General features: G+C 44.1%; 22 protein-coding genes. 13 read left to right on the forward strand and 9 right to left on the reverse strand.

Annotated elements, in window-relative coordinates; genetic code table 11:
• Nucleotides 1–57 precede the first annotated feature (57 nt).
• Nucleotides 58–477 (reverse strand): lysozyme inhibitor LprI family protein, encoded by a 420-nt coding sequence (locus QUA99_RS18680; protein ID WP_333239714.1) that lies wholly within the window; start codon nt 475–477, stop codon nt 58–60.
• Nucleotides 478–493: 16 nt separating this feature from the next.
• Nucleotides 494–808 (reverse strand): DUF2499 domain-containing protein, encoded by a 315-nt coding sequence (locus QUA99_RS18685; protein ID WP_333239713.1) that lies wholly within the window; start codon nt 806–808, stop codon nt 494–496.
• A gap of 423 nt (nt 809–1,231) precedes the next feature.
• On the opposite strand from QUA99_RS18685, the gene csaB reads away from it, so the two are divergent.
• From csaB to trmB, 3 genes are all read left to right on the forward strand, one after another.
• Nucleotides 1,232–2,269 (forward strand): polysaccharide pyruvyl transferase CsaB, encoded by a 1,038-nt coding sequence (gene csaB, locus QUA99_RS18690; RefSeq protein ID WP_333239711.1) that lies wholly within the window; start codon nt 1,232–1,234, stop codon nt 2,267–2,269.
• Between the two features lie 22 nt (nt 2,270–2,291).
• Nucleotides 2,292–3,002 carry a Uma2 family endonuclease gene (locus tag QUA99_RS18695; protein WP_333239709.1) on the forward strand — a complete coding sequence of 237 codons (711 nt, stop codon included), beginning with the start codon at nt 2,292–2,294 and terminating at the stop codon, nt 3,000–3,002.
• Between the two features lie 159 nt (nt 3,003–3,161).
• Entirely contained in the window at nt 3,162–3,794 is a 633-nt protein-coding gene (gene trmB, locus QUA99_RS18700; protein WP_333239707.1) for a tRNA (guanosine(46)-N7)-methyltransferase TrmB, read from the forward strand.
• 99 nt (nt 3,795–3,893) lie between these two features.
• Here the strand turns inward: trmB and QUA99_RS18705 are convergent, their stop codons facing one another.
• Nucleotides 3,894–5,408, reverse strand: a complete 1,515-nt coding sequence (locus tag QUA99_RS18705) for a phospholipid carrier-dependent glycosyltransferase (RefSeq protein ID WP_333239705.1) — start codon at nt 5,406–5,408, stop codon at nt 3,894–3,896.
• Nucleotides 5,409–5,716: 308 nt separating this feature from the next.
• Here QUA99_RS18705 and QUA99_RS18710 point away from each other — a divergent pair, with 308 nt between their 5' ends.
• Nucleotides 5,717–9,079 (forward strand): CHAT domain-containing protein, encoded by a 3,363-nt coding sequence (locus tag QUA99_RS18710; RefSeq protein ID WP_333239703.1) that lies wholly within the window; start codon nt 5,717–5,719, stop codon nt 9,077–9,079.
• Nucleotides 9,080–9,199: 120 nt separating this feature from the next.
• Here the strand turns inward: QUA99_RS18710 and QUA99_RS18715 are convergent, their stop codons facing one another.
• The 3 genes from QUA99_RS18715 to acsF all read right to left on the reverse strand — a co-directional run bounded on the left by QUA99_RS18715 (nt 9,200) and on the right by acsF (nt 12,715).
• Nucleotides 9,200–10,579, reverse strand: coding sequence for a site-specific DNA-methyltransferase (locus QUA99_RS18715; RefSeq protein WP_333239701.1), 1,380 nt, complete (start codon nt 10,577–10,579; stop codon nt 9,200–9,202).
• Between the two features lie 14 nt (nt 10,580–10,593).
• Nucleotides 10,594–11,484 (reverse strand): hypothetical protein, encoded by an 891-nt coding sequence (locus QUA99_RS18720; RefSeq protein WP_333239699.1) that lies wholly within the window; start codon nt 11,482–11,484, stop codon nt 10,594–10,596.
• Nucleotides 11,485–11,638: 154 nt separating this feature from the next.
• Nucleotides 11,639–12,715 carry a magnesium-protoporphyrin IX monomethyl ester (oxidative) cyclase gene (gene acsF / locus QUA99_RS18725; RefSeq protein WP_333239697.1) on the reverse strand — a complete coding sequence of 359 codons (1,077 nt, stop codon included), beginning with the start codon at nt 12,713–12,715 and terminating at the stop codon, nt 11,639–11,641.
• Between the two features lie 391 nt (nt 12,716–13,106).
• Between acsF and QUA99_RS18730 the strand changes: the two genes are divergently transcribed.
• Both QUA99_RS18730 and rpmF read left to right on the forward strand, forming a co-directional pair.
• On the forward strand, nt 13,107–13,583 hold the full coding sequence (locus QUA99_RS18730) for a TM2 domain-containing protein (RefSeq protein WP_333239696.1): 477 nt from the start codon (nt 13,107–13,109) through the stop codon (nt 13,581–13,583).
• A gap of 180 nt (nt 13,584–13,763) precedes the next feature.
• Nucleotides 13,764–13,937, forward strand: a complete 174-nt coding sequence (gene rpmF, locus QUA99_RS18735; protein ID WP_006632406.1) for a 50S ribosomal protein L32 — start codon at nt 13,764–13,766, stop codon at nt 13,935–13,937.
• A gap of 42 nt (nt 13,938–13,979) precedes the next feature.
• Here the strand turns inward: rpmF and queA are convergent, their stop codons facing one another.
• Complete coding sequence (gene queA / locus QUA99_RS18740; protein ID WP_333239694.1) at nt 13,980–15,122, reverse strand: tRNA preQ1(34) S-adenosylmethionine ribosyltransferase-isomerase QueA; 1,143 nt, start codon at nt 15,120–15,122, stop codon at nt 13,980–13,982.
• Between the two features lie 147 nt (nt 15,123–15,269).
• Here queA and QUA99_RS18745 point away from each other — a divergent pair, with 147 nt between their 5' ends.
• Nucleotides 15,270–15,659, forward strand: coding sequence for a hypothetical protein (locus QUA99_RS18745; protein WP_333239692.1), 390 nt, complete (start codon nt 15,270–15,272; stop codon nt 15,657–15,659).
• Between the two features lie 198 nt (nt 15,660–15,857).
• On the opposite strand, the gene QUA99_RS18750 is transcribed toward QUA99_RS18745, so the two are convergent.
• The gene (locus QUA99_RS18750; protein WP_333239690.1) at nt 15,858–16,466 is read right to left on the reverse strand and encodes a YraN family protein; all 609 of its coding nucleotides are present in this window, start codon (nt 16,464–16,466) and stop codon (nt 15,858–15,860) included.
• A gap of 14 nt (nt 16,467–16,480) precedes the next feature.
• On the opposite strand from QUA99_RS18750, the gene QUA99_RS18755 reads away from it, so the two are divergent.
• From QUA99_RS18755 to QUA99_RS18780, 6 genes are all read left to right on the forward strand, one after another.
• Nucleotides 16,481–17,005, forward strand: a complete 525-nt coding sequence (locus tag QUA99_RS18755) for a pentapeptide repeat-containing protein (protein ID WP_333239689.1) — start codon at nt 16,481–16,483, stop codon at nt 17,003–17,005.
• 388 nt (nt 17,006–17,393) lie between these two features.
• A complete protein-coding gene (locus QUA99_RS18760; RefSeq protein WP_333239687.1) occupies nt 17,394–18,332 on the forward strand; it encodes a fatty acid desaturase in 939 nt (312 codons plus the stop codon).
• 207 nt (nt 18,333–18,539) lie between these two features.
• Nucleotides 18,540–19,196 (forward strand): LysE/ArgO family amino acid transporter, encoded by a 657-nt coding sequence (locus QUA99_RS18765; RefSeq protein WP_333239685.1) that lies wholly within the window; start codon nt 18,540–18,542, stop codon nt 19,194–19,196.
• A 402-nt stretch (nt 19,197–19,598) separates the two neighbouring features.
• The gene (locus QUA99_RS18770) at nt 19,599–20,600 is read left to right on the forward strand and encodes a DMT family transporter (protein ID WP_333239684.1); all 1,002 of its coding nucleotides are present in this window, start codon (nt 19,599–19,601) and stop codon (nt 20,598–20,600) included.
• A 21-nt stretch (nt 20,601–20,621) separates the two neighbouring features.
• A complete protein-coding gene (locus tag QUA99_RS18775) occupies nt 20,622–21,104 on the forward strand; it encodes an SET domain-containing methyltransferase (RefSeq protein ID WP_333239682.1) in 483 nt (160 codons plus the stop codon).
• Nucleotides 21,105–21,397: 293 nt separating this feature from the next.
• The gene (locus QUA99_RS18780; protein WP_333239680.1) at nt 21,398–22,141 is read left to right on the forward strand and encodes a HalD/BesD family halogenase; all 744 of its coding nucleotides are present in this window, start codon (nt 21,398–21,400) and stop codon (nt 22,139–22,141) included.
• On the opposite strand, the gene QUA99_RS18785 is transcribed toward QUA99_RS18780, so the two are convergent.
• Nucleotides 22,138–22,785: a hypothetical protein gene (locus tag QUA99_RS18785; RefSeq protein ID WP_333239678.1), complete on the reverse strand. Its 648-nt coding sequence runs from the start codon at nt 22,783–22,785 to the stop codon at nt 22,138–22,140. The two genes, QUA99_RS18780 and QUA99_RS18785, sit on opposite strands and share 4 nt — an antisense overlap.
• Nucleotides 22,786–22,789: the final 4 nt, after the last annotated feature.

Here is a 22,789-nt window from a genome sequence, read left to right on the forward strand (position 1 = left end):
GGTTGTCGCGGTATTGATGATTGAATGGGTAAATTATTCTCGATCGCGATCGAACTTTTACAAATTTGCTTGTTTCAAATAACCTTCCAAATCTTTAATCCGTTCTTGCGTCACTCTTGCCCTGCAATAACCGTAGGTAGAAGCAGCCAAACTACCGCCTTCAAACTGCCCTTTTGCATAATCACAATTTTCATCTCGAAATTTTATCCAAGTACGCTGTGCCACCGTCAATCTCTGCTTTTGTCTACTGCTGATTTTTGCTTGCAGTTGCTGATAGACTTGATTGAGCTTTTTGTCGGCAGCCTCAAACTCTTGACTGGAACAGACATTCATCTCTAGCGTGGTTTGAGGATTTTTGCAGTTAGGCTGTTGGGCGACTTGTACGGGAATGTTGCTGGCTTTGCTGGGAAGCAAAAATCCGGCTGTCAACAACAGCAAACTTGCGACAAATTTTATCCAAATAGTGCTATTTTTCACTTAGTTTCTCCCTTTTTTAATCTTTAATTTTCTCTGCTGGCTGAGCCGATCGCCAAATCCACCAAGCCGCCGCCCATAAAGTAAAATTGCCGAAGAGAGTCATCGCCGCTTGCAGGGTAACGATCCATTCTAGGGCGGGAGAGTTGTCAAAATAGTGCCACGTACAGGCACACATAGCGCTGACGAGAGCGGGCAGCATTGCGGCGGAAAGGGCCCACCAAGCTCGGTTTTGAGTGACTTCGCCGTAAGTCCAAATTAACCAGATGGCGGCAATCCACTCGACGACGCTAGAGACGTGAATAATCCAGGTGGGAATTGACAAAACGTGCATTTTTTGTATTCTGAACGAAGATGGAAGATTTATCGATAACGAAGATGGAAGATTTATCGATCGGGACTTAGGCAACTGTCATATAAAGTATGATGAGTCAGTCGATTTGAGATTTGAGATTTGAGATTTTAGATTTACTCCACAGATGAATCTTGGAGCTTGAGCTTTGGTCTAAAATTTTAGGAGCATCCACGACTTAAGTCGGGGCTTGTACCTGTTTTTGGGCTGGTCATACAATTTTAGATTAGCGATTCGAGATTTTATTAGATTTGCGATTTGAGCTGAATGATGACGTAAAGCCTTGAAGCTTGATGACAGTAGCATTTTTTTGGTAGTAGCATCAAATTTCAAATCTCAAATATCAAAAAAACCTAAAATCTAAAATCGTTAGATTCCCCATTACAAACAAAGAAAAGAGTAGAAATGCGAGCAATTTTGTGCGGCTATTACGGTAAAGGCAACGGCGGCGACGAGGCGCTGTTGGCATCGCTACTGCAAATGTTACCAGATGGCGTGACGCCGATCGTCCTGTCTGGCAATCCTGTCGAGACAAATCAACGGTACGGGGTAGCTGCGCGCGATCGCATGAATGCGTTTCAAGTTCTCGAAGCACTCCGCACCTCCGACGCCCTAATCTGGGGCGGCGGCAGTTTAATCCAAGACGCTACTAGCATTGCGAGCCCTTTCTATTATGGTGGTTTGATGGGAATAGCGCAGCGAATGGGCTTAAAAACTGTTGCCTGGGCCCAGGGAATTGGCCCTTTGAAGCGCGAAATCACTCGCAAGTTATCTCAGCGCTGTTTTGCTGGATGCACCGCCGTCAGCGTCCGGGATAAAGGTTCAGCTACTTTACTTGCAGATTGGCAAATTCCCTTTACTTTAGCGCCAGATCCCGTGTGGGCTTTGGAGAATTCCCCCGTGTCGGGTTTGTGGGATTTACCTGCGCCGAGAGTTGCTGTTTGTTTGCGTTCTCATTCTACACTAACTCCCGCCCGTTTGTCAATCTTAACTCAAGCTTTAGTTGACTTTCAAAAAGCAACTCGCACCTTGATTTTACTGCTGCCTTTTCAAGCGTCTCACGACTTAGAAATTGCCAAACATTTGCACGAAGCCCTGCCCAAAAGGAGCCGCATCCTCAGCTTAGACGATCCGAGAAAATTGAAAGGAGTATTCCGGGGAGTCGAAATGGCGATCGGGATGCGCTACCACAGTTTAATTATGGCAGCATCCGAAGAATGCCGCTGTTTTGCCCTCAGCTACGATCCCAAAGTCAGCCAGTTAATGGAAGAGCTAGAAATGCCTGGATACTTATTATCGGAATTGCCAGACGATCCTTATTTAATCAGCAAAACCTGGATCGAACACTATGCTAACGGCGACGCCTTATCGCCAGACAGGATAAAATTTATAGTAGAGCGATCGCTCTTTCATCGCGAAGTATTGCGAGTCGCGCTCCAGTAATCTCATTGAGAGGTGAAATACAATGACAGTCAGTACAGCCGACTTAAAAATTACCTGGGAAAAATTGCCAGACGATTTCATTTTAGACGAGGAACCTGTGGAAAATATAGACCAACCCTTGCTAGCCGCCGCCTTGCGCGAAATCTTAGAAATCGCAGGGCTAATTTTAACAGGAATATTAGTTGCCCCAAACATGGGAATTTGCGCTACATTAAACGGCAAGCTAGTTATCAAAGCTCCAGATTGGTTTTATGCCCGCAACGTACAACCGCTTTCTAGTCAAGAAATTCGCCGCAGTTACACTCCCAACTTAGAAGGAGACATTCCGGCGATCGTGATGGAATTTTTGTCAGCTAGTCCCAACGATGAATATTCTAGTAAACAAACTTATCCGCCTGGAAAATGGTTTTTTTACGGACAAGTATTGCGAGTTCCAATCTATGCACTTTTTGAGCCAGCCGCTGGAGTGTTAGAAGTCTACCAGTTGGATTCATCAGGAAAGTATGAAGTACAACCACCAGATTTAAACGGCCGTTATTGGATCGCAGGAGTTGGGTTGTTTCTGGGGGTTTGGCAGGGAACAAAGGCCGAAAGAACCGGATATTGGTTGCGCTGGTGGGATGAAAGCGGAGAGATGTTATTGTGGGGAGCAGAGATGGTAGAAAGGGAAAGGCAGCGAGCCGATCGACTAGCTGCACAATTAAGAGCAGCAGGCATTGAACCAGAGGCATAATGCAATAATGAGCAATTTTAAATTGTCCCTGTGCAATTTAAGATTGCTCATTAATTAAAAAGTATTGAACAACATCGGAAAAATCAATATTTATCTGCGTTAATCCACGTTAATCTGCCTTCATCAGCGGTTAAAAATTACATTCAGGAGACAGCAAAATTGGCAAGAGTAAGAGTGCGGGAACACGTCAATCCCCTATCAATTAGATATCAAGCATCTGCAAGTCCCCCGGATTGGACTAAAATCTATGCGGACTTAAATTTACCGCTGCATTTAGATATCGGCTGCGGCAGAGGACGGTTTTTGTGGCACATGGCGCAAATCCAAACAGACTGGAATTTTCTCGGATTAGAAATTCGGGAACCGCTGGTAGAGGAGGCGAATCTTTGGCGGGACGAAAAAGGCTTGACAAATTTGCACTATTTGTTTTGCAATGCGAATAGTTCTCTGAAACCAATTTTAGAAACTTTACCCGCAGGTATTTTGCAACGAGTTAGCATTCAATTTCCCGATCCGTGGTTCAAGAAAAAGCACCATAAACGGCGGGTGGTGCAGCAGGAATTAGTCAACGAATTGGCAATTTATCTGGCAATTGGCGGCGAAGTCTTTATTCAATCTGATATTGAGGAAGTAGAAAGGGAAATGTGCGATCGCTTTTCATCTCACCCCAGTTTTAAACGTCTAAACGGCGATAATTGGCTAGCAGAAAATCCCCTGCCTGTGGCTACTGAAAGAGAAATTGCCACTCTGAAACGGGGCGAACCAGTTTATAGAGCACTCTATCAAAAATAATGCTATCTTATCTCACCGCCAAGTAATCTACTTGCTCGAAGTCGTAAGGTGCGCACTGCGCACCCTACAAGTAAAGTCTGTGCGTAAGTCTTATCTAACTTAAACCCAAGACGGCAGCCACATCCTAATTTGCCATTCTATTTGCGATAAAGGCAGTCCCAAATAGATAGGCATCCAGAAAATAAAAGCACCCAAAACTAGAAAAATAATTGTTACCCCCATCCCTCGGAGTCGAGTTTGAGGGCTGTGCAGCCACCTGTCAACCCACCAAGCAAGTGCTAAAGCTGCAAACACAGAACAGCCCATATAATGGTACAGAAATATGCAGCGAGTCACCTTCACCCAAGGCAGCAAATTAGCGGCCCAATTAACTATTAAATATAACGCCAGCCACATTTGGGCAGTCGGCGGAAACAAAATCGGCTGCTGCTGTTCTATCGTGTCAACAGAAGCCTCGCTGCGCGTTTGCAGCCACACCAAAACCCGGTGAACTAAAACTCCTATTACTAGCAGTAAAGCTAAGGTTGACAGCCACCAAAGCAATGGATTTCCCATTGCGTGAACGTCAAAGATTGCCTGAGTTGCACCTTCAGGTAAAGGCGGCAACTCCGGATCTGGTTGGGCATTGTTGCTAGCTTTTTTGAAGAAGTAAACTATCGGGCGCAGCATCAACGGCCAACTGTACCACGCGGAACAGTAAGGATGTACATCTGGGCCGCTTTTAATCCGCTGGTGATAAGTCAAAATTTCCGTTTGCATCTGCCAGAAATTGGGAGTTGGATTAAAGTGCAGGTGAGGAATCCAAGAGATGCTGTAAACTAGAATAGGAATAATAGCTAGACTTAAGGAGAGTTCTATAAAATTGAGTTTAGTCAGTTTTTGTACGGGACTTTCGGCAGGAATTAGAGGTGAATCTACCTCGCGGCTTTGTTCTTCATTTCTTCTGTTCCCCTGGATTAAACGAACTGCCCAAGCACAGATTAAAATTAGGTAAGTCCCGAAAAGAAACCACAATCCGTTCCATTTGATAGCTGCAGATGCGCCGAAGCCTATTCCGGCGAATACCAGCCAAAGCCAGCGTTTTTTGCCTTCTGCTTCTACGGCTTTTAAAATAAATAACTGACCTAAAATTCCAAATAAAACTAGATAAATGTTGTTCAGCGCGTAGCGAGACTCCACTAAAAACAAACCGTCGCAAGCGATAAATAAAGCAGCAATAAAAGCAAAGGTGTGGCGCCGAACTAGCTGATAAGCTAGTGATCCCACAACTAGGGGAATAAAGGAACCTGTGAGAGCATTCAGCCAGCGGTAATCCCAAGGGGAAAGCAGGGAGCCAGCCTTAGTGTTGACGGCTGTTTGTCCGAAGGGAAGGTGAGTGCCGATCCAAATGCCGATCGCAATTATGTACTGGCTCAGAGGTGGGTGAGCGTTGAAAAAAGGAGTTTTTGTGAGATAATTGTTGGCAAATTTAGCGTAATAAACCTCGTCAAATACTAAATTGTTAAATCGCTCTAGTTCCCAAAAGCGGAGAGTTAAGGATAGGAGGAAGACACCGAGCATTGCTAGGGAAAAAATAACATTCGATTTGTTAAATTGTTTTTTCTTGATTTTCATAAAACAGCAGCAAATAATAGATACTAAATTTGAGGGCGATCGCTAATTAAAAATTCCTAATTTGAGAGTAACGTAAAATAGGACTTGTGCAGAAACCGAATTTTTGATAATAAACCAGTTTTTTGGGAAAAACCCAGTTTCTTAAACCCGGTTTCTAATAATGCTTGGAGAGTGCAGCGAGAAGCAGTAGCGACTATTGTTTCACCAAATGCTCCCGATCTAATTGGCAAGCAGGAAGGAAAAGGGTGCATCACAAGGTGCGATAGATTATGATAGCAGCTAATTAGGTATTTTTTGAGCGAGTGCTTATGAATCCCATACTTTCGATTTGGGGGCCTTGGGGGTTAGCTGTAGGTGCGACTATCCTGATGGGCTCTGCCGCCGCGCCAAATCCCCAGACATTTGAAAGTTTTGCTGATTTCTGTACCAACAAAGAGAATTTGACCCCTGAAGCCAGACATACGGTGGAGGTGTTGCTATCAAAAGCAAAAACACAAGAGTGCGATCGCGCTCAACAAACCCTGACTAATCTCACAGAACTTTCCCTAATTCGCAATCAAATAGTCGATATCAAACCATTATCAAAATTCACCAATCTGAGAAAGCTCAACCTCAGTTTAAATCAAATAACTGATGTGCAACCCTTATCGGGACTGACTAATCTGAGATTTCTCGTCCTCAATTTCAATCAAATCTCAGACGTGAAACCATTATCGGGACTGACTAATCTGACACAACTTTTCCTCGAAGCCAATCAAATCGCAGATGTAAAACCTTTAGCGGGATTGACTAATCTAACAGGGCTGTCCCTCGCATCTAATCAAATTGTAGATGTGACACCTTTATCGAGAATGACTGAGTTAAATTTTCTTTATTTGAGTGGGAATAAAATCGCAGATGTGAAACCCTTATCGGGATTGACAAATCTGATACTGCTTTTCCTCGCATCAAATCAAATCGCAGATGTCAAACCTTTAGCGGGATTGACAAATCTGACAGCCCTAGACCTCAGTAGCAATCAAATCGCAGATGCCAAACCTTTAGCGGGATTGGTAAATCTGACAACCCTCGATCTCAGTAGAAATCCAATCCCGGATGGGGAAGCCGATCGCTTAATTCAGAAAAACAAACAACGATTAAATCAAAAAACAGATGAAGCAGAGCGATTGCTTCAGGAAGCTAAGCGACTATTGGCTCAGGAAACAGCCGCATCTTACCAGGAGGCATTGCAAAAGTTTGATGCAGCGCGTTCGCTTTATCAAATGCTTAGAAATGGGGAGAAGGAAGCTTACACGCTGCATCAAATGGGCTTCATTACTAATAGATTAGGAGACAGACAGCAAGCCCTGAACTACTACAAGCAAGCCCTTTCTTGGAATCAGACTGTAGCCGATCGCCCTAAACAAGCCGTCATCCTCAACAATATCGGCGCCGTCTACTATGCTTTGGGAGAGAAACAGCAAGCCATCGACTACTATAACCAAGTCCTTTCCTTAATTCGGGAAATGGGCGATCGCCCTGAAGCAAGTATCAACCTCAGCAACATCTCGAACATACCCGCAAACAGCGACACATCTTTGGGCGATCGCACTGCGGAAGCCACCACACTCAACAACATCGGCTTAGCCTACAACGATTTGGGAGAAAAACAGAAAGCAAAAGAGTATTTCAACCAAGCCCTTCCCTTATTCCGCGCTGTGGGCGATCGGGCTAAAGAAGCAACTACCCTCACCAATATTGGCTTAGTCTATTCAGATTTGGGAGAAAAACAAACAGCCCTCGACTACTACAAACAAGCCCTCGATTTGAGACAAAAAGCGGGCGATCGGCGTGGAGAAGCCCTCACCCTCAACAATACAGGTACTACTTACTCAGAATTGGGAAAACAGCAGAAAGCAGAAGAATATTTCAACCAAGCCCTGCCGCTGTTTCGCGCTGTGGGCGATCGTCCTGGAGAAGCTCTCACCCTCTACAATATGGCTAATATCAAAGGCGATCGAGGCAATTTAATCGCAGCCCTCACTGACATTGAAACCTCCATCAAAATCATCGAAAACCTCCGCACCAAAATTACCAACCACGAGCTCCGCATATCATACTTTGCCACGGTACAAGACTATTACCAGTTCTACATTCACCTGTTAATGGAACTGCACAAAACGCAACCATATTCGGGTTATGATATTAAAGCCTTAGAAGCCAGCGAAAGTTCCCGTGCCCGCAGCCTCCTCGAACTTCTTCAAGAAGCAAACGCCGATATTCGCCAAGGTGTCGCCCCGGAATTATTGCAGCAAGAACGCAATTTACAACAGCAACTTGATGCCTTAGAAACACGCCGAATCGAAACTACAAGCAGCCCCAATTCAACCCCCGCACAAAAAGCAGAATTAGACCAAAAACGCCAAACTTTACTAGCAGAATATCAGGACATTCAAGCCCAAATCCGCTCCACCAGTCCCCGGTACGCCGCCCTCACCCAACCGCAACCTTTAACCCTGGCCCAGATTCAACAACAAATCCTCGATGAAAATACAATTTTACTCCAGTATTCTTTAGGGAAAGAGCGCAGCTATCTGTGGGCTGTGACTAAAACCAGTATCACCAGTTATGAATTGCCTCCTAGGGCCGACATCGAAAAAGCCGCCCGCAATTTCCGCAATGCTGTGACTAACCCGCGCTACCGAAAAATTCCCGATCGAGTTGCTGAAGCTAACAACACGCTTAGTCAAATTATTTTACAGCCCGCAGCAGAACAACTCGCTCAAAAACGCCTGCTGATAGTTGGCGATGGCATTCTCAATTACCTCCCCTTTGCGGCCCTCTCAATCCCCAAAACACCCGGTAAAAATCGGAATTCGCCTTTAATAGTAGAACATGAAATTGTGCTGCTGCCTTCCGCTTCCACCTTGGGAATCTTAAGACAAAACTACAATGACAGACAACCCCCAACTCGGACTTTAGCAATGCTCGCAGATCCAGTTTTTAGCCCGGAAGATGAACGATTCAAAAACCAGTCAACCGCCACCAATCGGGAAGCAATAGAATCAGTAAATCTCGGTTTAAGCCGCTCTAGCCGCGACAATAACTTACAGTTGAGCCGTTTAAAATTCACTCGCCAAGAAGCTCAAATCATTCAAGCATTAGTTCCTGCCAATTCTCGCACCGAATCTTTGGATTTTGCAGCCAGCCGCGCCGCAGCAACCAGTCACAATTTAAGCCAATATAAAATCATTCATTTTGCCACTCACGGTTTAGCGAATAGCACTAACCCGGAACTATCGGGAATCATCTTGTCATTGGTAGATGAAAAGGGCAATCCTTTAAACGGATTCCTGCGACTTACTGATATTTTCAATCTGAAGTTAGCAGCAGATTTAGTAGTGTTAAGTGCCTGTCAAACCGGAATGGGGCAGATCGTTCAAGGCGAGGGGATGGTAGGATTAACACGGGGATTTATGTATGCTGGCGCTCAGCGAGTGGTGGTGAGTTTGTGGAGTGTGGACGATGAAGGAACGGCTACGTTAATGTCGAGTTTCTATCAGGGAATGCTGCAAAAAGGGTTAACGCCAGCGGCAGCATTGAGGGCGGCACAACTGGAAATGTGGAAGCAGGAAGAGTGGCGTTCTCCTTATTATTGGGCGGCTTTTACGCTTCAGGGGGAATGGCGATAAATTTTAGGGAAAACAGTTATGATATTAAGTCAGGTTAATTTTTGATAAATCTTATATGGTAATAGTCGAGCCAATTTTTGCGATGTGGCAGAATGCTTTTTGTGATTTTTTTGTACGCTGCTACTGCCATTCTATCCATTGGCTCACAATATCTTCTAGTTCCCCAGCAAACGAATTAATTGCATAAAGACCAAAATTATTAATCATCTCGCTTTTTGCTAAGGGAAACTCAGCTTGAAATAGAGATTCATCTAAGTTAAAAAGCGATAATTGGCGAGACTCGTCATCCGGTGGATTCTGGTGTAGCGATGTTTGCTGGCTGACAAAATCGCCCATCCGTTCGCAACCCTTAGCAAAACGGCGTAAAGTAGTTGCGATCGCCTCAGAACTATTATCAATTCCTATCCATCTCCTCCCAAACTCCGAAGCAACACTCAAAGTCGTACCCGAACCGGCAAAGCAATCGAGCACTAAATCATCAGGATTTGATGAAGCTCGAATAATTCTACTAACTAGATCACGGTTTTTCTCAGTTGGATAACCTGTAATTTTTATATTCTGATTGTGAGCATCGCGAAACTCTAGCCAAATATCTTGTACGGGAATCCCGCTACTGCTATCCAAATATATCTTGCGACGGGGGTTTCCTGTTGCAGACCAATATATTTCCCCTCTAGCATCCATTTCATCTAGTGTTTGAGGTGGAAATTGCCAATGCTTTCCCGGTGGCGGATTCATCCCTCGCCAAGACTTTCCAGTTTCGCCATTTCGCACTCCCGGCGCATGAATCGGAACCTTTTTATATCGCCGTCCAGTTTCCTTTTCAATATATTCATATTCTTTGTTGGCGCGCTTATCTGTCCATTCTTCAACAGGACGATTCCAGACATAAGTATCTGATTTACTATAAAACAGGATAAAATCTGAAACATTGCCGTAAGTCTTTTTTGTGTAGTTCTTGGGATTACATTTTTTGCGAGTAATCCAATTTCTAAAATTTCGTTGACCAAAAATTTCATCCATAATCACCTTGATATAAAATGCCATTTTATCATCAAGATGGACATATATTGAGCCGTCATCAGCTAATAACTCTCTCAATAGTATCAACCTCTGACGAATAAATTCAATATAACTGTTCCCTCCTAATAAGTCAGAATAAGCCGCAGTCTGAGAACGCGATTGAAACACACTTTTAGTTGCAAAAGGCGGATCTATATAAATTAATCTTACTTTACCTTTTACTGAACTATCTTTAAGTAAAGATGCTAAAATTGGTAAATTATCACCATAGTAAAGACGGTTTTCATTTGCCAGACTTAGCTGTTCATTGCTAGACCACAGTTTTACACATTCAGCTTGATGAGTGTCTAAAACTTCACTTGCAGGCACTTTTCCTGGATAGGAAAAGCACGCATCCAAGCTATTGTTTAATTGGCTTTCACTAAAATTAGATGCAGCTTGACCCTGCGATTGTTTTTTTGAAATACCAGTAGCCATTGTCACTCCTATTTTCAAGAACGCAGCCATTCCACTGTAATCCGATCGGGAACCATACGCAGTGTCAATACAATAATCTTATCTTGCCAGCTATTTTCAATATTTGCGTAGTCATCCCACATCGATCCGAGTAAGAGACCAGGCCCATCATTCAGGAAAATTACTTTAGTTCTTAAGTTATGATTTTGTGTATAGCTGAGGATTTCATCAGCGCAGCTACGATAACCACCTGTTCGGTCGTCTTCTTGTCCACCGCCTCTATCTGAATCATATCTTGCCAATCCTATTGCCAGCAAGTCATTTTCATTAATATCGTAAATCACAAAATCAACAGGACGTTTCGGGTTGGGATAGTTGGCGAAGACATTTCCCATCAGGATATCTTTTCCAGCTCGCTCTGGCCCTCTGATTGCCAAGTAGGGAAAGTGTAAACGGAATAAGGAGAAAAATCTTTCAGTTAAGTCGTATCCCTTTTTTCCGCGACTTTTGTATTCCCACAATAAAGCCGACAGTGCCTCATCGGGAATTGGACGAGTCATATAAGCAGCTTGAACTTCTTGAACAGACCTAAAACGTACTCCGAACTGATTGCAAATTTCCGTTGCCTTTTTTTTCCTTCTGAGCATTTCCACGGGAAGCTCAGGGCTGACATACTTGCGAAACACCCTAAAAAGTTGAACTCGCATCCATGTGCTGGGAACCTCTGAAATCTGTATAAATAGACGCACCGATGATTCAGAAGTCCTGAGTAATTGCCCAAACATTACTAGAACAGGTTCGTAAAGTTGGCAAGCCTCCTGCAATATATCGGGATAGTATTCTCCGGCCGTCAAGGTGATCCAGTTCTGTCCATCTGCTTTGTAGTCTGCAAAAGAGTTGCGTCTTCCCGAACTCATATCACTCATTCCTCATCTCACAATTAACTCCTTCATAAAGTTCCTTAATTGAATTTGAAACCCGATCGCACGCCCGCCCATGAAAACTAATCTAACATCATACCAAAAAAAAGCGGCTCCGCTTGTCGCAGAACCGCCGTCACAGAGGATGAAAAATCAAAAATTAACGGACTGCACCCTCAACTGAAGGTGATTCGATCGTCTTCATGAAATACAGCTTCAACAACTGCCAACCGTTCGACAAATACAAAGGCAATTTTTGGAAGAATTGCAAGAATTTCGGAGTATTAGAAGCAACAATTGCAGTCAACTGCTGATTGTTCTTGAGGCAAACATCCAGGCGTTCATAAAATTCTGGGTTGTTCACGTCCAGCATCACGGGGAATACGCGGCCTGCTGTTTCGTTGGTCTTTTTAATCACTTCAATGTCGTATTCGCGAGCATCGAGACCGAGCGATCGATAAAAACCGGCGCGCTGGATATCATTGAGATACATTGTCGCGAACACTGACAGCAAGAAGAAACGGCACCAAAGCTTAGCGCGCCAATCATTCAACATCTGAGGCTGAGCTCTCATCACCGCATCAAAGAAATCTCCGTGGCGGTTTTCATCCTGGCACCAATTTTCAAAGAATCGGAAAATCGGATAAATCTGGTCTTCAGGATGCGCTTTTAAGTGCTGGTAAATCGTGATGTAGCGCCAATAACCGATTTTTTCCGACAAGTAAGTCGCGTAAAAAATAAACTTCGGCTTAAAGAATGTGTAACTGCGGCTCTTTGTCAAGAAACCCAAATCCAGGGACAAATTAAAGTCGGACAGCGCTTTGTTAAGGAATCCGGCGTGCCGCGCTTCGTCCCGCGACATCAGGTTGAAACCCTCGGCGAGCACTGGATTTTTGTCTTTGAGCCTGCGTCCCAATTCTTTGTAAAGCAAAAACCCAGAAAACTCAGCGGTGCATGAACGTTCTAGAAACTCAATGAACAACTGGCGTTTTTCGCCGTCAATGTGATCCCAAGATTGAGCGAACTCTTCATCCCGCACGAAGTGGTTTTTGTTGTAGTCAACGCGGAACTCTTGGATAATTGCTTCTAGTTCGGCTTCATTTACCGAGATGTCCATTTTGGCCATCTCGTCAAAATCTGTTGTGTAAAATCTCGGCGTGAGAATAGTTTCTTTGGCTGGGGCTTTCACTCCCGGCCGCAGTTCTTCAAAAGTGGGTTTTTTGAGGGAATCTACCATATGTTTATTGGATTTCTGCTTATAACTACTCGCTTGTTTCAATTGTCGGGTACTGCGGGCGATCGCGCTCGTGTATGTCCGGCCAGGGCTGGCGGCGCGCTTCGTTTGGCGCTCCGTGTGGAATCCCGGTCTAAGCTGCTGTAATTTCCACGCCCTCCAGTTTACCAAGCTCTCGCCCGCGAAAATATGTTGCTGGCGTTAAGAATTGCTACGCAAAATTACTCATGGGCTTCCAGACAAGGTATTGGGAAACCAAATACTGCCTTTTGTCAGTTTATTAGGGTACCACACAAATAAATTCCCATGTCAAGCTGTTTAAACAGCAGATAGAAAGTACAAAATGTATAAAGGGACTCCAATTCTTAGAATAATCAGGCAGGACGGTCAGAAAATGAGCAATTTAGGTGTTAGTTACCTTTTATGGGCAGCTTGTTTTTTCGGCCCCTTCGGACTCCACCGCCTCTACAACGGCAAGATTGGTACGGGTTTGCTGTGGCTGTTTACCTTTGGTTTGTTTGGGTTTGGGCAATTGTTTGACTTGCTGCTGCTACCAAACATGGTGGACGAACGCAATGCCAGTCTCAGGGGCAAACTCGGCGTATCTCGCGAAGGTATACCGCTATATCCAGTCAGCGGGGCGATCGCCGCGACATATCCCAAGCAAACTCCAGACCAGTTAGGGGTTAAACTCCTGAAGGCGGCTTATACCAAGAACGGAAGATTATCTGTCACCCAAGGGGTGATGGCAACCGGCGCTACTTTTGCCGAAGTGGAAGAGGCTTTCACGGCAATGCTCAAAACGGGTTATGTGAGTATCGAGAACGATGCCGTAACTGGCGTCGTGATCTACCACTTTCACGAACTTTAGCTGCTGCAGGTGCGTTACCTAGGGGATTTTGTCTATTTTTCCAGAAGCTAATCGCTGACGGACCCTACTACTTGATATTGCTGACCGAGCAGTTGTTGCCGTTTTTCGAGTAAGCATTGCCGGCAAAATCGGCTAGAATGTTTGTTTGTCTATATAAGCAAGCAAAAAGTATTTAGCGTCATGGCAGTCCCTAAGAAGAAAACCTCCAAATCCAAGAAGAATATGCGTAAGGCCACATGGAAGCGCAAAGCTGTAGTGGCAGCTCAGAAAGCTCTGTCTCTGGGCAAATCTGTTCTGACTGGGCGTTCCAACAGCTTCGTGTATCCCGGCAATGAAGAAGAGGAGGAAGAATAGAAACGGAATACCGGGCATAGGGCGAACCCGATGCCCGATCGATCAATCCTTTTTTGCTGTTGGTAAAATCAGCATCGCATCGCCAAAGGAATAAAAGCGGTACTGTTGCTCGATCGCTTCTCGGTACAAATCCAACAGCCGAAGCCTTCCAATCATCGCACTTACCATCATCATCAAAGTAGAGCGGGGCAAGTGAAAATTGGTAATCATCCCCTCTACAACCCGCCACTTGTAACCAGGGTAGATAAACAAATTGGTCGGGCCGCAAAAAGGTTGCAAGGAAAAATCGCCGCTCGCGGCTGCGGCTCCCTCTAAAGCTCGCACTGCTGTGGTACCCACGGCAATGATCCGCCCGCCTCTGGCTTTAGTTTCCCGGATTTTTTCAACGGTGGCGGGGGGTACTTCCACCCATTCGCCGTGCATTTTGTGAGCTGTCACGTCTGCCACCTCCACCGGGCGAAACGTCCCTACTCCGACGTGTAAGGTGACAAAAGTTTTTTCGATTCCCCGCTGTTCCAAGCGGCTGAACAATTCTTCGGTGAAGTGCAGGCCTGCTGTGGGGGCCGCCACCGCCCCAAGCCGATCGGCATAAACAGTCTGGTACTGTTCCGCTGAAGCTTGGGAATTTTCGATGTAGGGCGGCAGGGGTACGTGGCCGTATTCGTCCAAAAACTTCACCAGATTCTCATCTGTGGGGATGTCAAACTCCAGCAGCCGTCCCCCTGTTGCGTCGTCCCTCTCTATAACTGTTGCAGTCAATCGACGACGATGATTGGGCATCGTGGCATCGGGAAGGCAACAGCAAGGAGCTGTGGTGGAGTCCTCACAGGCAGGGGCGATCGGGTCAAACTCAATTTGTGACCCCAACTTTAAGCGTTTCCCCGGTTTCACCAAAGCCAGCCAGCAGTTGTGCTGCCGTTCTTCCATCAACAATATCTCCACAGCCGGGCCGTTGGGTTTGTGCCCGTAGAGCCTCGCTGGCAGCACACGGGTGTTGTTCAGTACCAGCAAGTCGCCCGGTTGCAGCAAATCGGGTAAATCCCTAAAAATCCGGTGTTGGTGGCTGCTGGGAGAATCTACAGCCAGCAAGCGAGAACTGTCCCTCGGCACTACGGGATTTTGGGCAATGCGCGAGGGCGGGAGTTCGTAGTCGTAGCCGTCCAAAGACCAGTCCATCTCTGTCATCGAGTGAATTCCTATCAAATCAATCTGTCAACTAGGTAACAAATTGGGTAAAAACCCCCATCCAAAGTCGGGTGCTTTTCCCCTTGTGGTAGCGGATATAGCCCGCGAGGATAGAGGTGTAGCATCAGCTTTGCTCAAAGGATAGTTATGGAATACCTCTACTACATCGCCAATACTAGCCTCACTCTCAGAGTCGTGGATTACCTGCGCATGGCCAGTCATCTTCCCTTGCAATTTATCACTGTTATTCACCAAATTGACGGCTGGGTAGTAAAGGTGAAAATGAGCCAATATTTAACTCCAGAAATGCACGGGGATTTTCGGGCTTTTATGAACGAACTCGGGATTCCTTACGATCCTGAAATTCGCTTGCAAATGGCACTTTGGAGTTTGGAAACGGGACAGTCGCCGCTGAGCGTGATGCGCCGCTACCAAGTGGCCGTGGTTTGTCACGGCAGCCCTGACCGCAAGGAAATTGAAGCGTTTCGCCAGCAGTTTGTCAAGGGTCTGGGATATTGCCCGGAAACTCTCGCCTAGACTGCTACTGATGTAAATTAAGTGTTATGACAGACGGAGAGAGGGAGAGAAGGGGAAAGGGGGAGAAGATTTAACGGTTTTTTCACGTCCGTTAAAGATGAAGAGAGAAATGCGCCACAGCCTAGGGAAATTAACAATTAAAAATTACCTAGTGGCATTGCTTTTTAGTTGTACCCTCTAATTTTTAATTAGATATTTTTAATTGCTAAAAGCCGATCGAATGTATTCTTGCAGGGTGAGTCGGTAGTTTTCTGCAACGGCGGATTGAGAGTTCGCTGCTGTTAATGGTGGTAATGTTTGCTTAGTGTTTGGTCGTGAAGGTTCGCATCTGACTAAGGCGACATCAAAGCGACAAGAATTATTTGCTAAATCTGGACGAGTGCTTAAAAATATTTCGGCTGTTTGCCAAAGTTTGGCTTGTTTTGTGGTACTAACAGCTAGCATTCCACCGGCATCCCAATTTCCCAGGCGGCGAGTTTTTACCTCTACAAATGCTAATGTTTGGGAATGGGGAATGGGGAATGGGGAATTTTCGTTACCTCTGTTGATTTCGCTTTCTTCATCTCTTCCGAGTGCGATGATGTCAATCTCTCCCCACCGACAGTGCCACTGGCGGTGCAGGATTTCCCAACCTTGCTGCTGCAACCACTCGGCGACTAAGTTTTCTCCTAATGTGCCGATATCCCGAGAGTTTGGGGATTGGGGGGAATTGGAGTGGGCCGCGGCGATCGTGCGATTCCCTACGGGATAGCTACGCTTGACGCGCTTTCTGGTAGAATTCAATTCTGAACTGTCACGACTGCCCATTAGCTTGAACTTGTATGATGATTTCTCGAATTCGCCAACATCGCAAAAATATTTATACTTTCTTGCTGAGTTTTGTTATTTTAGCAGTAATTGCCGCTGGGGCGATCGGCATTAATCCCGCACCTGCTTTCGCTTTGGATCGCGACAAAGAAATCCTAGTCGGCGCTGATTTTACTGGCAAAGTTCTGACTGACGACAGTTTTAATAAAGCTAATCTTCGCAACAGCAATTTTACTAATGCAGATTTGCGCGGCGTCAGCTTTTTTGCTGCCAATATGGAAGAGGCAAATTTTGAAGGCGCTAATTTAACGGGTGCTACTTTAGATTTAGCTCGCATGATGAAAGCAAATTTAACTAATGCTATCCTTGAGGGTGCTTTCGCTTACAATACCAGACTCGAGGGAGCTGTTATTGACGGTGCTGATTTTACTGATACACTGCTGCGAGACGATATGATAGAAAAACTTTGTCAAGTGGCAAAAGGTACTAATCCGGTGACGGGTAGAGATACTCGCGAAACTCTTTTTTGCGATTATTAAAAGGCTAATTAAACGGAACTTACCCCGCGTGGGGGCTAAGTTCCATGTAAACTCTCACTCCATCAGCAATCATTTTGTCCACTGTCAGCACCATATCGTGAGAAATTAAAATAAAGTACATTTTGTCAATCAGTTAAAATACTTAAAATTGTCTCAATAAAAATGACAATCGTAGATGGGAAGAGGGCGGAGGCTGCCAATCGCTATAACTTAAGTTTTTTGGGATACTCCAATTTTGTGTATAATATTTTTGTATCCGCTCAATAATTCGGGGCGGACTACCCACTCACGAAGGATTTTGCGTCATTTGAGGTGCATCGTTGAGCGATTTACCCCGGATTATTGAGCGGATACGAAAATGTTTTAATAGTTTAGATAGGTGCTAGTAATGGAAAAAATCAGCGGTACTGCCGAAATTTCTCAGAAGGTTGAAAACTTTGGTATTGAATTAAAAAGCATATCTAAAGTTGACCATATACGCTCTTTTGCAAAGCTATTAACTTATTTTGCTTTGCTAGTTTCTCTGAGTGTTGGAATTATTGTTTTTCAGGATTGGAAATTAATTATTATACTCCAATTAGTGTTGGGAATTACATTTGCTCATGGCTTAGAATTGCAACATGAGTGTCTTCATCACAATTTTTTCAATTCAAAGATATTAAACCGCTTTTTCGGTTTTTTGTTTGGTGTTCCAATGCTTGTTTCATACACCCATTACAGAGTCCAGCATCTACACCATCATAAATATTTAGGCACAGAAAAGAATGCTGAGATATTTGACTATGATGAGTCTTCACTAGAAAGCTTCAATAAACTCTTCGTTAGAGCTTGGAATTTTGCAAGAATACCAACTTTTTTCTCGACATTATTTAGCTTAATGAAAGGTGAATACCCAGAAGTTTTTTCTACTGACAAGGCTAAAAAGGATGTTTTAATTGAATATCTTGTGCTAGTCACAATTTTTCTAACACTGTTTTCTATTACCGTGTTTAACGTGTCCTTAATACCTCTCAAAATCTGGTTTATACCGTGGTTAGTTTTTGGCGAATTGTTTCATTTTCTTATAGAGTTACCGGAACATATATATTGCAATAAGACGACAACAGATGTTTTCTTAAATACTCGTTCTGTTGAAACTCATCCAATCATTAGTTACATTACAAATGGCAATAACTATCATGTTGAACATCATCTCTATCCTAGTGTAGCGGTACATAATCTTGATAAAGTTCATCATCCCATTCGTCATAAGATTGAATACTTGAGCGTGTCATACTTCGATTTATTTGTGGAAATATTTCAAAAAGCTACGAGTAATCGTTCCTAGTTCGTGGATAATTTGACTTTGTTGGCGAATTCATGTAAACCGCAATTTCTGGTGTGAGCGGCTATGATATTTCAAGGGGTTGAGCATAGCGATTGCCCGAAGGGCAGACGCCAGAGATATATTGCAATTCGCCAACAGAATCATAATTTACGCGACGAACGTAATATTTTTTGTCCAAAGTCCAAATGCTAAAGGAGATTGTGTAAAGTGTCTGAGTTTTTCCCGATTGTATTCCTTAACGGGTTTACCTTATTTGCTGGACTAATTGTCGCCATTGGTGCTCAAAACGCCTACGTTTTGCGTCAAGGTCTCAAACGCGAACATGTTTTCGCGACTGCAAGCATCTGCTTCCTATGTGACGCCACTCTAATTATCATCGGTACTATAGGGTTCGGTACACTAAGCTCGAATATTCCAGAACTAACTAATATAGCTCTATGGGCTGGCGTGGTGTTTCTTTTATTTTATGGCTTATATTCATTTAAATCTGCTTTTGCTCCAGCAGCGATAGATATAAATGAACAGGATATTCAACCAACAAGTCTTTGGAGCACTGTTCTGACGACGCTGGCACTCAGCCTCCTAAACCCACACGTCTATCTTGACACTGTGGTACTGGTTGGTGGTTTGGCAGCTCAATACACGGTGAGTGAACGCATTTTTTTCGCACTTGGCGCAATTCTTGCTTCCTTTATCTGGTTTTTTGCACTTGCATATGGCGCTGTTTGGCTAACGCCATTTTTCCAACGTCCATCTGCGTGGCGAATTCTTGACATTATTATTGGCTGCATTATGTGGTTTATAGCTGCATTACTAATTTTTCCTACGCTTAACTTTTATCAATTTTTGGCGTTGCAGCCTTGAATCCTGTGTGGATTTGGTAATTCCCAAATATCTGATTTTATTTGTTATTGTTCTACTAATATTTGAATTCCAACATTTCGCAGTTCAATTAGTAGTATAGCAAACTTACATTTAAACGGAACTTACCCCACAGGCTTTGAAACGCTAGTTTTAAAGCCCTATCAGTCGGGCTATCTGACTTTAGCCCCCGCCGAATACATGACTAGAATGTGAGCGAAACCGCCAGCAAATCGAAGGCTTTCTGCTGTAAAGGAGTTGGACTCGTCAGGTCGAAACTAACTGCAACACCCGCTAGTTTAGGCTGCATTCGAGTTTAAAATATTGAGATTTCTTACTCTAGTCAACCTCTGTACGGTTAACTAACGGGAATTTAGTTCAATTGCTAATGGATTAGGCTGCTCAATGACTACAGAATTAAATAGCGGTTCTCAAAGATCGCCAAACACTCTCCATGCTTGGGGTATAGCAGTGTTGCTTGTCGTCACCCTAATTTGGGGTACAAGCTATCCGGTTATCAAGGGAGCTCTCAGCAGTCTTTCTCCTTCTGCAATATTTGCAACCCGCTACGTAATAGCAGCGTTGCCGTTTACCCCCTATTTGCGCTTCCTGAATTTTTCCCTGCTACGGGATGGAGTCTTCTTATCACTCATACTGTTTCCTGCATCAGTCCTCCAAACCGTTGCCCTTGAGACGACTTCTGCCGATCGTGCTGCATTCATTGCCAGTTTCAACGTCCTCCTAGTTCCTCTGCTAGGGCAACTGCTAGGTCGGCAGGTGTTGCTAAAAACTTTCCTCGCCGCAGGACTTGCCATCTTTGGCATTGGAGTGATGTGTTGGGAGAGTGAACAACTCGCGATCGGCGATCTGTTGATCTTGGGCAACGCCTTCCTCTACTCGATCTACACTCTTAAGCTTGAGTCCACCACGTTGCGCCATCCCATTTTGCCACTTGCCGCGATCCAGCTTTGGGTGATAACAATATTTTCTTTAATCTGGGCCGCTCCAGATCTGGTTACACAACAGGAAGCAATTGGCGCGAATCTTGGTATTCTTTTATACATTGGCTTATTTGATACTGCTGCTACGATTGTGCTTCAAGTATTAGCTCAACGATGGGTTAACGCTTACCAGACGGCGCTAATTTATACCCTAGATCCGATTTTCGCAGCGGTTTTCTCGTTTCTACTACTGGGAGAGAAACTGGGAGTACGCGGTCTGATTGGCGCAGCTTTTGTACTGGTGGCAATGGTTTTTGGTCAAAGCAAATCTCAGGACGCTGAGCACAATGGCGAAATCCAGGTTAACGAGTCGATAGTCGCAGCGCTGCCAGATTCGGATACTGAGCCCATTAACGCTCCCGTGTCGCTTCAGAGTAACCTCGTGCAATTAGAATTAGATTTGTAATTTGTATTAAGAGTGAGGAAAATGGGTTTCGATATTTTTATCCAGCAAACAGAGAAAGGTAGAGGCGTTTTTGCCAGCCGAGGCTTCCGTAAAGGTGAGACTGTGGTGGTTGCACGCCGAGTCGATATCTTGCCCGAAAGAACTACTCACACCTTTCAGATGGACTTTGACCTGCATATAGAATCAGATGAACCGGGATCACTGATCAATCATTCTTGTAGCCCAAACACAGGGGTGAGGAATAATCAATTCGGAGCCTACGATTTCGTGGCATTGGTTGATATTCCTTCTGGAAGCGAACTTACCTGGGACTACTCTACAACAGAGTACAGTTTCATTGACATTCCCAAATGTTGTTGTGGCTCCACCGAATGTCGATCGAAGCTCCTTGGATATAAATTTCTCCCTGACGAAATCAGGAAAAACTATGGTGAGTTTATCGCCGATTACCTCAAGGTAACTAAGCGTGAAAGTTTCCCTATGAAGGATTTGGCTATTAAATAAATATAGTGTTTCTCGCTTGAGTGAGAAACATCTTGTTGAGATTTTGTAGGGTAGGTATTGCCCACCCTCATCGAATTGCTTAGACTGCAAAGCTTTGATGGGCAGTACCCACTGCAAGGTTTCCAGAATGCCTTCTCTTACAGCACTTTGCACTGCTAGAAAATCCAGATTATTTTTGGAGAGCCACGAGGTGATTAATTTTTTTGACAAGAGTAGAAGTTTTTTGTGCTATCATTTGTTTTAATTCTTGCAACACAATTTTACAACAGAAATTTTATACATAAGGAGTAAGCATGAAACCTTTAATCAACCAATTCATTTTAAATGATGAATACAAACAAACATCGCAGCTTTGCGAATTACGTCATCAGTTTGCTAAAAATCAGTATGTTTATTTACCCAATCTGTTTACTCCAACAATATTTTCTATATTAAGATCGGAGGTTGATAGATTAGAAGAATTTGCTACACATAAAAACTATCAGACAAACGGAATAGAGACTGCTCGTAACATGAAGGTATTTGGTGGGATGAAGGTATTTGAAAAATCTCCTGCACTTAGCATACTTTATACTCATCATGAACTGCGAACCTTACTTAAAGAAATAACTGATGGGCCTATCTATCATAGTACTAATGAAGAAATTGTAGGTTTACATTATCTATTAGAAACGGGTAATACTCATGGATGGCACTTAGATGATAACCCTTTTATACTCATCATGATATTTTATGCTCCATCAAAAAGTAACGGAGGAACTGTGGAATGTATTCCTAACTGGGTATCTTATGCTCAAAAAATGGGTTATCAGCAAAATGAACCAATAGGGAATTATGTAGAAAAATGTAGAAAAAAACATTTAGTTCAGGAGTATTACCATGCTCCAGGTGACGCCTATTTAATGAGAGCAAATCAAGTATTGCATCGAGTAACTCCTCTTAAAAAAGAAAATGAGAAGAGGGCTATGGTTGGGTTCGACTATGGTTATACTCTAGAAGTAGTTAATACAGATAGAGTAACAGGATTATATGATTAATAATACTTAACTTCTGGTTCCCAATTTATTACGAGACAACGGAGTATATTTCCCTTGCCATTCCAGAATGTTGTTGTGGCTCCCCTGAATGTCGATCGCAGATCCTTGGATATAAGTTTCTCCCTGACGAAATCAAGAAAACGTATGGTGAGTTTATCGCCGATTACCTCAGAGTAACGGCACCTGAAACGGAACTTCCCCCGCGCGATCTTAAAGTTCCTAGTATTGCCCCCATCAGTAGGGCGATCGGGCTTTAGCCCCCGCCGGATACATGACTGGAATGTCAGCGAAACCCCCAGCAAATCGAAGGCTTTCTGCTGTAAAGAAGTTGGGGCAGTCAGGTCGAAACTAACTGAAACACCCGCTAGTTTAGGCTGCACTCGATTTTTAGCGATCGTCGATAAATTAGTCAGTAATGTCCGAAAACTTTGAACGGGAAACTTCTCCAAAGTATGCTTTGTTGAAGCTTTCCGTTTCGCCGGAGTGGCAGACAAAACCTGGACAACCACCGCACCAGACTCCGAAGGATCTAACCACTCGTCATCCTCGAACAACAACGGTGCTAAGGGCGATCGTATATCCCATCTAAGTTTGCTTCCATTTCCATCTTCTGGCTGTTTCGTTCGTAGCTGATTTTGGTTCATAACA

The sequence above is a fragment of the Microcoleus sp. F10-B2 genome, assembly GCF_036704965.1.
Taxonomy (GTDB): Bacteria; Cyanobacteriota; Cyanobacteriia; order Cyanobacteriales; family Microcoleaceae; genus Microcoleus.